Origin of the sequence: Achromobacter sp. Marseille-Q4954 (genome assembly GCF_943737025.1) — a bacterium.
Classification (GTDB): domain Bacteria; phylum Pseudomonadota; class Gammaproteobacteria; order Burkholderiales; family Burkholderiaceae_B; genus Achromobacter; species Achromobacter bronchisepticus_A.
On the sequence record NZ_CALSFQ010000001.1, the window covers coordinates 3,282,103 to 3,294,461 of the forward strand.

The following is a 12,359-nucleotide window of genomic DNA, read 5'->3' on the forward strand; positions in this document are numbered from 1 at the left end:
GCAGTTGAAAAAGTTCTGACCGGCGCCGCGAATCGCGGCGCCGGCGATGCTTAGAACCAGATGCGCACGCCGGCCAGGATCGCGCGTTCGGAACGGCTTTCTCCGGCTTCGCTGGCGTAGCTTGCGGTCTTGCCGAACTTGCGTCCGAACGACACGCCGACATAAGGCGCGAACTCGCGCGTGACTTCGTAGCGCAGCCGCAAGGAGAACGAGGCGTCGGACAGTCCGGAACCCACGCCGCGCGCTTCGTCATTCTTGCCGTACAAGCTGGCTTCGATCTCGGGCGTGAGGATCAGGCGCTGGGTAAGCAGCAGATCGTATTCCGCCTTCAGCGCCAACGCGGTCCTGCCGGATCCGCCGACATAGCCGGTGATCTCGGTTTCGATGCCATAGGGCGCCACGCCCTGCACGCCGAACGCGGCCCAGTTGCGTTTCGGACCCGTGCCGAAATCGCGCCGCGCACCCAGCTGCAGATCCCAGAACGGAGAGATCGTGTGGCTCCAGAAGGCCTCGATCTTGGCGTCCGTGCTGCCGTTCAGCCGATCGCCTTCGCTCTTGATCCAGAGCTTGTTCAGGTCGCGGCCGATCCAGAATTGGCCGTCCCATTGCAGGCTGGTTTGTTCGTTGCGGTCGTAGGCGACGCCGAGCTTGTCGAACAGCAGGTGGCTGGTGACGACGTTGTCCATCATGTGCGGATGGATGCGATAGGCGGCGTAGCGCTGCTCCGTGCTGCCGTCGCTGGAGGGCAGCGAACCCACCGGCGGGCCTTTGGGCGGGGCTTCGTCCATGCCCGGCATGGCGCTGTGATCCATGCCGGGCATCGAGCTGTGGTCCATACCCGGCATCGTGCTGTGATCCATGCTCTGCTTCGCGGCTGGCGCCTGGCTTTGCATCGATCCATGATCCATGCCTTGCATCGAACCATGGTCCATGCCGCTCATGGTTCCCGCCGGCGTCTGCGCCAGGGCCAGTCCGGATACGGCGGATAGAAGGGCGGCGCCCGCGGCGAGCCCGGGCCAGCGCTTTCTGGAAGTCGTTGTTCTCATTATTCCCCCTATTCCACGACGACCGCGCGGAACATGCCGGCCTCCATGTGGAACAGCAAGTGGCAGTGATAGGCCCAGTTGCCGCGCGCGTCCGCGCTGACGCGGTAGCTGAGGCGCTGCGCCGGGTTCAGGCTGATCGTGTGCTTGCGCACCTGGAAGTTGCCGTCGGCGGATTCCAGGTCGCTCCACAAGCCATGCAGGTGGATGGGGTGCGTCATCATGGTGTCGTTGACCAGCACGAAGCGCACGCGTTCGCCGTACTTGAGCACGATGGGCTTGGCCTCGGTGAACTTCAGTCCGTTGAACGACCACATGTAGCGGTCCATGTTGCCGGTCAGGTGCAGCTCGATCTCGCGGGTCGGCGGGCGGTTGTCGGCGGGTTCGACCATGGAGTGCAGATCCGCATAGGTCAGCACGCGGCGGCCGTTGTTGCGCAGGCCCACGCCGGGATCGTCCAGCCGGGTCGAAACGATGTCGGGCACCATGGAGTTGGCGGGGCTGTATTCGGCCGGGTAGGGATGCTTGACCTCGACCATGCCGCCTTCGTTGCCGCCCGCGCCATGGTTCATGCCCGCCATTCCCGCCATGCCGGCGTGGTCCATGCCGGCCATGGAGCCATGATTCATGCCGCCCTGGGCGCCATGGTTCATCGCACCTTGAGCGCCGTGGTCCATGCCGCCCGCCTGCGAGCCGCCCATGTCCATGCCGGGCATGTCGTGCGCCATGCCCATGTCCATCATGGTCAGCACCTGCACCGGGTCCAGCGCCGGGATCTCGGCCTGCATGCCCTCGCGCGGCGCCAGCGTGCCGCGGGCATAGCCGGAGCGGTCCATGGCCTGCGAGAAGATCGTGTAGGCGCGCTCGTCCTGCGGTTCGACGATGACGTCGTAGGTCTCGGCCACGGCGATGCGGAACTCTTCTACCTCCACCGGACGCACGGCCAGGCCGTCGGCGGCCACCACCGTCATCTTCAAGCCGGGGATGCGCACGTCGAAGTAGGTCATGGCCGACCCGTTGATGAAGCGCAGGCGGATCCGTTCGCCCGGGCGGAACAGGCCGGTCCAGTTGCCGGCCGGCGACTTGCCGTTGGTGAGGAAGGTGTAGGTCGCGCCCGAGACGTCGGCCAGGTCGGTCTGGTTCATGCGCATCTTCTGCCACATGAGCCGCTCGTTCAGCGCGTTCTTCCAGCCGGATTTCCCGGCGTCGTCGATAAGACTGCCGACAGTGGGCTGGATATAGTTGTAGTAGTCGGGCATCACCTTGAGCTTGCGGAATACGCTCATGGGATCCTCGTCGGTCCAGTCGGACAGCAGCACCACATAGTCGCGGTCCGCGCGCACCGGGTCCGGGCGCTTGGGATCGATGACGATGGCGCCGTACAGTCCCGTCTGCTCCTGGAAGCCCGAATGGCTGTGATACCAGTACGTGCCGCTCTGGCCCACGTCGAACTGGTAGGTGAAGGTCTCGCCGGGCGCGATGCCGGGAAAGCTCAGGCCGGGCACGCCGTCCATGCCGGTGGGCAGGATGATGCCGTGCCAGTGGATCGAGGTGTCTTCGCGCAGGCGGTTGGTGACGCGCAGCGTGACGCGGTCGCCTTCGCGCCAACGCAGCGTGGGCGCGGGCAGCATGCCGTTGACCGTGGTCGCGATGCGGGGAGCGCCGGTGAAATTGGCGGGGCTCTCGCCGATCTCCAGGTTGAACTCGGTGCCCGACAGCACGCTTTGCCGGCCGGAACCGGACTGCGCCCACGAGGACTGACTCCACAGACCCATGCCGGCCAGCGCGCCGCCCGTTGCCAGGCCTTGCACAAACCGGCGGCGCGGATTCGAAACTGCTCTACTCATGCTCTATCTCCCCGGTAGCCGGACCGGCATCCCGGCTGTGGATTACTTGACGGAAACCGCGCCCTTCATGCCGGCGGGATAGTGTCCGGGCTCCAGGCAGGCGAAGGCGACGGTGCCCGCCTTGTCGAAGGTCCAGACGATGTCGCCGGCCTTGCCTGCTTCCAGCGACACGGAGTTCGGTTCCTCGTGGCGCATGCCCGGATCCTTGAGCATCATCTGGTAGTGGCTGTTCAGGTCCGCCGTGGTGCCCAGCACCATTTCGTGGCGGATCTTGCCGGAATTGCTGACCTTGAAACGGATGGTCTCGCCCGCCTTGACGTCGATCTTGTCCGGGGTGAAGCGCATCGCATCCGTCATGTCGACCACGATCGTGCGCGAGACCTTGGCGGGGTTGCCGGGCTTGCCGATGGGGGCTGCGGCGTCATGGCCGCCGCCGTGGCCCGCGCCGTGGCCGGGGGCAGCCATGGCGCCGAAGGAAAGCAAAAGGGCGCCCGCGGCGACGGCGCCCTGCGCGAGTTTCACCAGTTTCTTCATGCGTATCCTCTAGACTCGAATGGGGGGTAGGAGGCGCCACTTTAGTGACGCGCTCCACACCGCAACCTGTCGGGAGGATTACTTTCCTGTAATGTTCGGCGTCCGGGACAGCGTGAAGCCGACCTCGGTGCCCTGGCCGCCGCAACGGGCGAACGCGTTGCCGCCGTGCATGCGGGCAATGGCGCGGACGATGGCCAGGCCCAGGCCGTGCCCGTCGGTGCGCCGGCTGCGGGCATCGTCGCCGCGATAGAAGCGGTCGAATATGCGCGGCAGCGCCTGGGCCGCGATCGGCGCGCCGGGGTTCCGGACCCGGATTTCGATCTCGTCCTGCCGGGTGATGCAATAGAGGTCGATGCCGCGTCCATGGGGTGTGGCGCGGATGGCGTTGCTGAGCAGGTTCGCGATGGCGCGCCGCAACAGCCGCGGGTTAGCCATCAGCGTGGCGGCGCCGTGCGCGGTCAGGGACACGCCGGCTTCGTCCAGCGCAGCCTCGTAGTATTCGGCCACGCGGGCGACCTCGCGGCGCACGTCCACTTCCTGCAGGTCTCCCGCCGGTTCGCCGCCGTCGGCGCGGGCCAGGAACAGCATGTCGTTGACCAGCGCCTTCAGCCCTTCCAGCTCCTCCAGGTTGGACTCCAGCACCTCGCGCAGCTCCTGCTCGGAACGAGGGGACGAAAGCATGACCTCGGCGCCGCTGATCAGCGTGGCCAGGGGCGTGCGCAGTTCATGCGCCACGTCGGCGTTGAAGCCTTCCATCTGCTGGTAGGCCGTCTGCACCCGGCCCAGCATGCCGTTGAAGGTATGAGTGAACTCGCGCAGCTCGCGGTCTATGCCCTGTTCCGGCAGGCGCACGGCAAGATTGTCCGGCTGGATCCGGGCGGCCTGCTGAGACAGGCGGCGGATGGGCGACAGCGAGCGCCGCACCGCCCATGCCGACAGCACCAGCGTGGCTCCGACCCAGACGGCGCAGATGAGCACCAGCGCTGTGGCGAAGGCATAGAGGAACTGCGTGCCGGGGCGCAGGTTCACGGCCACGGTGAGCTCGGCGCCCGGCAGCAGCGAGCCTTCCAGCGGCACGCGCAGTCCGCGCATGTTCCAGCCGTCCTGCGTATGCAGCCTGATCTCGCGTCCGGACAGCGGCCGAGCGTCCACGGGCGGCGCCTCGCCGTAGAACACGCTGCCGTCGGCGAGCGTGATCCAGGTCTTGAGGTTGCCGTGGCCGACCATGATGTTGTCCAGGGCGCCGCGCAGGTCCTGCATCTGCGCCAGCGTGGCCTGCATGCCGATAAGGTGGTTGATGAGCTCCAGCTTGCCCGCCACCTCGGTGATTTCCTGGCGCTGCACCTCGCGCTTCAGGGCCCAGAACAAGGTGTAGCCGGCAATGCTGGACACCACCAGGGCGATGACGCCGAGCAGCAGCGTGAGCCGGATTTCCATGGACGCGATGCGCGGCAGCTTCATTTTTCGCGCAGCTCCAGTACGTAGCCCATGCCGCGCACGGTGTGCAGCAGCTTGGTTTCGAACGGGTCGTCTATCTTTGCCCGCAGGCGCCGCACGGCGACTTCGATGACGTTGGTGTCGCTATCGAAGTTCATGTCCCAGACCTGTTCGGCCAGCACGGTCCGGGACAGCACCTGGCCATGGCGGCGCAGCATCAGCGTCAGCAGTGTGAATTCCTTGGCGGTCAGATCCAGCCGCATGCCACCGCGTTGCGCCTTGCGCCGCGCCAGGTCCATCTCCAGGTCGGCCAGCTTGAGCAGCGTCGATTCCTGCCCGCGGCCGCGGCGCAGCAGGGCCTGGATCCGCGCCAGCAGCTCGGAAAAGGCGAAGGGCTTGACGAGGTAGTCGTCCGCGCCGCCCTCCAGGCCGCGTACGCGGTCCTCCACCTTGTCGCGGGCGGTCAGCATCAGGACCGGCGTTTCCTTGTGCTTGCGCAAGTCCGCCAGCACGCCGAAACCGTCGACGCCCGGCAGCATCACGTCCAGCACCACCACGTCGTAGTCGCCTTCGATGGCGGCGTGCCGTCCGTCGATGCCGTCGCGGGCGACGTCGACCACGTAGTTGTGCTCGGTCAATCCTTTGCGGACGTAGTCCGCGAGCTTTCTTTCATCTTCGATCAAGAGGATACGCATGGGGCGCCTCGCTTTCCTTGCACAAATGTAATGAGTCGGTCCGGCTTCTGTAATTGCCGACTGCGTAGAGTTCAGCGTGTCTGCCAAGTTCCCGCTTGGCGGCGCTGAAATGCAAGGAACGATCCGTGAGTGCTCGAAAATCTTTCTCGAAGAGCTTGGCAACGGCCAACGATGAAATTGCCGTTGCCGCGCATTATGCATCCTGCGCGCCAAAATGTGCATGGCGATATGCGCGGATGCCTGCCGGCGGGGCTGGTCCGTCCAGGATCTGAACAGGCGTTCCGCGATGAAGATCCTGTACACCAATTTCCATCGCGGCGACGGCGGCGGGCACACCACGTATGTGCTGTCGCTGGCCCGCGCGCTGCGCGGCGCGCACGATATCGTCGTGGCGGCGCCGCCAGGCAGCCGGTTGTTCAACGCGGCCTTGGCGATGCCAGGCGTGCGGGCCGAAGCGCTGGATTTCCGCGGCGGCCTGCTGGCCGCCCTGCCCAATGCGCGCCGCCTGCGGCGGCTGCTGGTGCAGGAGCGTTTCGACATCGCGCACGTCAACGGCTCCGCCGACCACCGCGTGTGCATGCTGGCGGGCTTGGGTCTGGGAGCGGACAGCCCTGCGGTGGTGTACACGCAGCACAACGACCGTACCGCCAGCAGCTTGGGCACGATGCTGCGCGCCCGGCTGGCGACGGACCGCGTCATCTGCGTGTGCGAGCACACGCGCCGCAAGCTGGCGGGCAGCGCATTCGGGCGCTGCGGCCTGCGCACCGTGCGCAACGGCGTGGACGTGGAGCGGTTCAGGCCGCCCTCGCCGCAAGCGGTGGATGAAGCCCGCCGCCGTTGGCTGCCGGCCGCGCATGTTGGCCGCCTGGTGGTCGGCAGCAATGCAGGCACCGCGGACTACAAGCGTTGGCCGGACATGGTCGAGGCCGTGTCCTTGCTGCCTGCCCAGTTGCGCGCGCGCATCGTCGTCATGATCGCTGGCGAGCCGCCCGGTGAACATCAGCGCCGGCGGGTGCGCGAACTGGGCATGGAGGATCAAGTGATCTTCACAGGCCTGCTGGATGACGTGCGGTCCTTCGTGGCCGCGCTGGACGTGGGCTTTGTGCTGTCCTCGGAGATGGAGACCATCTCGTTCGCGTGCCGGGAGATGATGGCCATGGGCGTGCCGGTCGTTGTCAGCAATGCCGGCGGGCTGGCCGAGAACGTGCATGCGGGGCTGGACGGCTGGGTGGTTCCGGCGCGCGCGCCCGAGGCCGTGGCAGGCGTGCTGCGCGAGATCCTGGCGCAACCGCAGCTATTGGGTCCCATGGGGCGCGCGGCGCGGGAGAAAGCCCTGCGGGACTTCGCCCTGTCGCGCTTCGTGGCGGACACGCACGCGGTCTACCTCGAGGCGCGGGCGCAGGCCCAGCGTCCGTTGCGGCTGGCGTGAATGGCAACGGACCCCGGCTCACGGCCTCAGACCATCGCTTTGCCGCTACGCCTGGCCGCGCGGATGTCCTGCCATAGCGTCACGCACAGCAGCGCCAGGATGAGGGCGGAAATGGCCGGCCACACCAGAAAATAGAACGTCAACCACATATCGGTCTCCTTGTTGCGGGATGGATGCTCAGCCTTGGGCTGGCTGGACTTGGGGGCGTTGCACGACAGGGGCGGACAGGGCGTCCTGCGCTTCCTGGAAGGAAGTCACGCGGCCGGCCAGCAGGCTGAAATCGAAGCGTTGCTGGTTGCGCAGGCTGAGGCCGGCGCAGACCGTGGCGCTGACGCCGTAGGCGGTCAGCGAGCCCATCAGGACGATGTATTCGCGCAAAGTGCCCACGAACAGGGGCAGCATGACCAGCATGCCCAGGGCGCCCACGGCGAGCGCCGCGGTGCGGCCGAAGAACCCGAAGGTCATGAGGCCCAGCACCACGCCGCCGCCGATGGCCGAGCAGATCTCGAAGAACACGGCGACCGCGCCGGTGATGGGCAGCAATTCAAAGCGCACGACGGTGAACAGGACCACGGCGCTGAGCACGGCGCTGACGAAGGCGCGGTTGTCGACGCGGTCCCAGTAGAAGCTGGCGATGACGGGGAACACGATGGCGCCCCACAGCGCGCCGACGAACACCAGCATGACCAGGATATCCAGGCGCAGGCTGGCGAAGATCACGCCCACCATCGTGGCGACGATCATGGTGATACGGCCCCACCACAGCATGCGGCGGGGATCGGGGCGGCCGCCAGCCAGGTTCTTGGCGTACACATCGGTCATGACGATGGCCGACAGCGCGGCCAGGTCGGAGTCGGCGGTCGAGGACAGCGAGCCCACCACCAGCAGGAAGAACAGCGCGATGCCGAAGGGCGGCAGATAGGTCGACGCCATCTGCGGGATGATGTTGTTCATGTCGCCGTTGGCGGGTTCCAGGCCGACGAAGAGCGCCAACAGACCCAGCATGCCCAATCCGATCACGACGGCGCCATATCCCGCCGTGGCCGTCAGGAAGGTGGGCTTGATCAAGTCTTCGCGTACCGCGAACAGGCGCTGCGCGATGGTCTGGTTGCCGATGGCGTAGGCCAGCACGGCCACGAAGTAGGGCGCGCCCTGTTCCAGGATGGCGCGGGTGGAATAGAAGTCCGCCTGGTCGGCGCTCAGCCGCCACATGTTGGCCGACAGCACGTCGGGTCCGCCCGCGTTGAAGAAGATGAGCGGGATGATGACGACCGCCGCGATGATCATGGCGGCCAGTTGCGCGAAGTCCGTCATCACCGAGGTGCGGAATCCCGACCACAGCGTGTAGGACAGCACGCCCAGGCCGGCGATGAGCACGCCCTGGATGAAGCTGAGCGGACTCAGGATCGAAACCAGCGCGCCGGCCGCGGTGAAGTTCACCATCAGGCTGATGCAGCTGCCGACGATGTTCGACACCGCCATGATCATCTGGCTGGAGGTGCCGTGGCGCGCGTGTATGACCTCGGCCAGCGTATGGGCCTTGGGCGCCAGCTTGCGGAAGCGCTTGCCGAAGGGATAGATGAAGAGAATCATCAGCGCGCCCCAGAAGCCATAATGCAGCGGGCCGGACAGGCCGTATTTGTAGCCCGAGGTGGCGCTGGCGTAGAACGACGCGGCCCAGATCCAGGTGGCGATCATGCTGGCGGTGGACAGGCCGAAGCCGACCGCATTGTTCGACACCATGTAGCCGTCTACGTTCTCGTTCTTCTGGCTGATCAGCAGCGACATGAGGAAGGTCACCCCATAGAACCCCACCAGCAACAGGATGGCTGTGGTGGCGGATAGCTGAAAGAATTCTGTTTCTTGCATCGTCTTCGTCCTTTCTCCTTGACAGCGTGTTCATGACGGACAGTCATGGCTGCATGAAGGCCGTTTCCGCGGGATGCGATGGGCGGCAAACCCCTGTGACGCAGCCGAAACACCAGGCGAGCGGCCGTAGGCGCGATCGCATGCCTGCCCGGCGCGGACGTGACTGGACACGCCCTCGGACGGACAGCAATAAGGCACACCGTATAGGTGTCTTGCTGCCGCATAGCGCAGAACGCTGGTTGCTTTTTTACGTTGCCCGATGCGGCGAGCGATGGTCCTGCCTGGTAAGCAGGAGTTTTGTTCCGCAGCCTTTACGGCTGGGTGTGGGTGTTTCGGCGTTACACGCCGGGCCGCTGTGCGCGGCCGTGTGATGGATGCTTCCAGCGATGTGCATCGTCTGGCTGCATGCGTAATGAACTACAACAGGCGCAAAGTATAGGGACATACCCCGCGCTAGTCCAGCATGCGTCCATCAGGTGTGCATGCGCGGGTATCGCGATTCGCATTGATGGGTATCGCAACACTTAATTGGCCGCGGCGCGAGCCCTCCGATAAGGTGTACGCAAGCCCGGGCCATGCGTACGGCATGGCCGCGCAAGACCGAGACGACACATGACTGACCGCGTATACCTCAACGCCGTGGGAGCAGACGGCAATCCCCTATTCATGCACGTGCGCGATGGCCGCATCCTGGCGCTGGGCGCCGAGCCGCCTGCCGCGGGCGCAGCGCAGGTGACCGACCTGCGCGGACACCTGGTGCTGCCGGGCTTTGTCGACGGCCATATCCACCTGGACAAGAGTTTCGTCGGCGACCGCTGGCGGCCGCACCGGCCCGCAACCAGCCTGCGCGAACGGCTGGCCATCGAGAAGCAGGAACTGGCCGCCGCACCGCCCATCGAAGGGCGCGCCGATGCCCTCATCGCGCAAGCCGCGGCATTCGGCACGATGGCGATGCGCTGCCATGTGGACGTGGACGCTACGACCGAACTGGCCAATCTGCATGCCGTCATGACGGCGCGCGAGAAATGGCGCGGCATCGTCGACATCGAACTGGTGGCCTTTCCACAGGCCGGCGTGATGTCCTGTCCAGGCACGCCGCAATGGCTGGAGGCGGCTGTGCGCGAAGGCGCCGAGGTGGTGGGCGGCATCGATCCGTCGACATTGGATGGCGATGCCGAAGGCCAGCTGGATTGCGTTTTCGGCATTGCCGAGCGGCTGGGCGCGAAGATCGATATCCACCTGCACGAGCCGGGCGTACAGGGCGTCGCGCAGATTGCCCGCATCGCCGCGCGGACGCGGGCGCTGGGCCTGGCGGGCCGGGTCGCCATCAGCCACGCCTATGCGCTGGGCGACGTCGACCAAGGGGCGCTGGAGGACGTGGCGGGCAAGCTGGCCGACGCCGGCGTGGCCATCATGACGAACGCGCCGGGCGACCGGGCTTTTCCGCCGGTATTGGCGCTGCGCGCGGCGGGCGTGCAGGTATTCACGGGCAACGACAACATCCAGGATTGCTGGTGGCCTTATGGCAATGGCGACATGCTGCAGCGCGCGATGCTGATCGGCTACCGCTCGGGCTTCTACACGGACGACGACCTGTTGACGGCCTTGAACATGGCGTCGCATGCGGGTGCGGCGGTGCTGGGCCTGGACGGCTACGGCCTGCGGGCGGGCAACGAGGCGAACTTCGTGGCGTTGCCCGCGCCAAACGGCGCGGCAGCGGTTGCTGCGGTGCCGGCGCAGCGCTTTCTGTTCCGCAAGGGCGAACCCGTGGGCGAGGCAGCGCAAGCATACGCCAGAGTCACGCCGGCGGCGTGACCTGCGCGGCGCGCTGCGTGCAAAAGTCCGTCAGCGCGCGGCGCAGCGCGTGGCCCGCGTCGCTGAGCCGTGAGCGCGCATACAGCGACAAGTGCAGGCCGCGCGGCGCCGGAAATCCTTCTTCTGGCGTGAGCAGCCGGTGTTCGGCGGTGGCACAGGCGGCAGGCAGCAGGCTGATCCCCAGTCCCGCCGCGACGGCAGCGCTCAGGCTGGGGAGGCTGGGGCTGGAGAAGCGCACGTGCCAGGGCTTGCCGCTGGTTTCCAGCATGGCGGTCATTTCCTGACGGTACAGCGCGCCGGACGGAAAGGCCACCAGCGGCACTGCGGTGTCGGGCGCGGGCGGCGTTGCGCCTCGGGCGGTGATCCAGCACAGGGGTTCGGGCCAGTGTGCATCGCAATCGGCGTCCACTTCCCATTGCTTGACCAGCAGCAGGTCCAACTCGCCATCGCGGTAGCGCCGCAGCAGCTGATGGCTGAGGCCGCCTTCTACTTCCACGCGCAGCCGCGGATAGGCCGCTTCCACGGCGGCCAGGGTAGGCATCAGCGTGGCGCCCATGAAATCCTCGGGCGCGCCCACGCGCACCACGGCGCTGGCCTGGGCAGCGGCCACGTTTTCGCGCGCTTCCTCAGCCAGCCGCAGGATGCTGCGGGCATAGCCCAGCAGTCGTTCGCCTTCCTCGGTGGGCAGGACGTGGCGCTGCGTGCGGTCCAGCAGGCGGCAGCCCAGGTTCTCTTCCAGCCGGATGACGTGCTGGCTGACGGTGGATTGCGTCAGGTGCAGGTGTTCGCTGGCGCGGGTGAAGTTGCCCGTGTCCACGACGGTAAGAAAGCTGCGCAGCAGAACCGGATCTAGCATTGGGATGTCCACTCGAATCTATCAAGCCAATTAATTTCATAATACTTGGGCCGGCCGCCATACTTGGAATCTCACGAGGCCGCGAGTCGATGCGGCGAGCCTCGGGCTGTTGATCTGGAGGAAATACCAATGTCTATCTTTCGCGCGGTCCGGCTTTGGCTGGCGGCATTCCTGTTGGGCATGGGGGGCGTGGCCGCGGCCGCGGGCCCGGACACCGCGCTGTTGACCGCCGCGGGCAATGGCGACGCGGCCCGCGTCAAGCAGCTGCTGGGGCAGGGCGCCGCCGTGGATACGCGCGATGCGGACGGCAATACGCCGCTGCTGCGCGCGACCCAAGGCAATCATGTCGAAGCGGCGCGCGTCCTGATCGAGGCCGGCGCCAACGTCAATGCGCAGAACGCGATCCGCGACAGCGCCTACCTGCTGGCTGGCGCCCGTGGCTATCGCGAGATCCTGGCGCTGACGCTGTCGCACGGCGCCGACCTGAAAAGCACCAATCGCTACGGCGGCACGGCGCTGATTCCTGCCTGCGAGCGCGGCCACGTCGAAGTGGTGGACATGCTGCTGCGCGCCGGCGTGGACGCGGATCATGTGAACAACCTGGGTTGGACCGGCCTGCTGGAAGCCGTGATCCTGGGCGATGGCGGCGCGCGCCATCAGGCCATCGTCAAGCGGCTGATCGAAGCCGGCGCCGACGTCAACCTGGCTGACGGCAAGGGCATTACGCCGCTGCGCCATGCGCGTGAACGCGGACAGACCGAGGTCGTGCGTCTGCTGGAAGCGGCGGGAGCGCAGGGCTGAGGCGCGGGCGCCGCGCAAAAAAACGGGGCTCTC

At 66.6% G+C, this 12,359-nt stretch carries 11 protein-coding genes; 3 read left to right on the forward strand and 8 right to left on the reverse strand.

Going from position 1 to position 12,359, the window contains the following annotated elements; genetic code table 11:
• Positions 1 to 50: 50 nt before the first annotated feature.
• From NGK62_RS15420 to NGK62_RS15440, 5 genes are all read right to left on the reverse strand, one after another.
• Complete coding sequence (locus tag NGK62_RS15420; protein WP_502802966.1) at positions 51 to 1,046, reverse strand: copper resistance protein B; 996 nt, start codon at positions 1,044 to 1,046, stop codon at positions 51 to 53.
• Between the two features lie 8 nt (positions 1,047 to 1,054).
• Positions 1,055 to 2,890: a copper resistance system multicopper oxidase gene (locus NGK62_RS15425; RefSeq protein WP_251879031.1), complete on the reverse strand. Its 1,836-nt coding sequence runs from the start codon at positions 2,888 to 2,890 to the stop codon at positions 1,055 to 1,057.
• Between the two features lie 42 nt (positions 2,891 to 2,932).
• A complete protein-coding gene (locus NGK62_RS15430; protein ID WP_251879033.1) occupies positions 2,933 to 3,424 on the reverse strand; it encodes a cupredoxin domain-containing protein in 492 nt (163 codons plus the stop codon).
• A gap of 78 nt (positions 3,425 to 3,502) precedes the next feature.
• Positions 3,503 to 4,885, reverse strand: a complete 1,383-nt coding sequence (locus NGK62_RS15435) for a heavy metal sensor histidine kinase (RefSeq protein WP_251879035.1) — start codon at positions 4,883 to 4,885, stop codon at positions 3,503 to 3,505.
• A complete protein-coding gene (locus tag NGK62_RS15440; RefSeq protein WP_251879037.1) occupies positions 4,882 to 5,556 on the reverse strand; it encodes a heavy metal response regulator transcription factor in 675 nt (224 codons plus the stop codon). Before NGK62_RS15440 ends, NGK62_RS15435 begins: the two co-directional genes overlap by 4 nt.
• Before the next feature lie 286 nt (positions 5,557 to 5,842).
• On the opposite strand from NGK62_RS15440, the gene NGK62_RS15445 reads away from it, so the two are divergent.
• Positions 5,843 to 6,985 (forward strand): glycosyltransferase, encoded by a 1,143-nt coding sequence (locus NGK62_RS15445; protein ID WP_251879039.1) that lies wholly within the window; start codon positions 5,843 to 5,845, stop codon positions 6,983 to 6,985.
• A gap of 26 nt (positions 6,986 to 7,011) precedes the next feature.
• On the opposite strand, the gene NGK62_RS15450 is transcribed toward NGK62_RS15445, so the two are convergent.
• Positions 7,012 to 7,134, reverse strand: coding sequence for a putative transporter small subunit (locus tag NGK62_RS15450; RefSeq protein ID WP_217278763.1), 123 nt, complete (start codon positions 7,132 to 7,134; stop codon positions 7,012 to 7,014).
• 28 nt (positions 7,135 to 7,162) lie between these two features.
• Positions 7,163 to 8,854: a sodium:solute symporter family protein gene (locus NGK62_RS15455; protein WP_251879041.1), complete on the reverse strand. Its 1,692-nt coding sequence runs from the start codon at positions 8,852 to 8,854 to the stop codon at positions 7,163 to 7,165.
• Positions 8,855 to 9,466: 612 nt separating this feature from the next.
• On the opposite strand from NGK62_RS15455, the gene NGK62_RS15460 reads away from it, so the two are divergent.
• Positions 9,467 to 10,669 carry an amidohydrolase family protein gene (locus NGK62_RS15460; protein ID WP_251879043.1) on the forward strand — a complete coding sequence of 401 codons (1,203 nt, stop codon included), beginning with the start codon at positions 9,467 to 9,469 and terminating at the stop codon, positions 10,667 to 10,669.
• Here the strand turns inward: NGK62_RS15460 and NGK62_RS15465 are convergent.
• Positions 10,653 to 11,525 carry a LysR family transcriptional regulator gene (locus tag NGK62_RS15465; RefSeq protein WP_251879045.1) on the reverse strand — a complete coding sequence of 291 codons (873 nt, stop codon included), beginning with the start codon at positions 11,523 to 11,525 and terminating at the stop codon, positions 10,653 to 10,655. The genes NGK62_RS15460 and NGK62_RS15465 overlap by 17 nt on opposite strands.
• A gap of 129 nt (positions 11,526 to 11,654) precedes the next feature.
• Between NGK62_RS15465 and NGK62_RS15470 the strand changes: the two genes are divergently transcribed.
• Positions 11,655 to 12,326, forward strand: coding sequence for an ankyrin repeat domain-containing protein (locus NGK62_RS15470; protein WP_251879047.1), 672 nt, complete (start codon positions 11,655 to 11,657; stop codon positions 12,324 to 12,326).
• Positions 12,327 to 12,359: the final 33 nt, after the last annotated feature.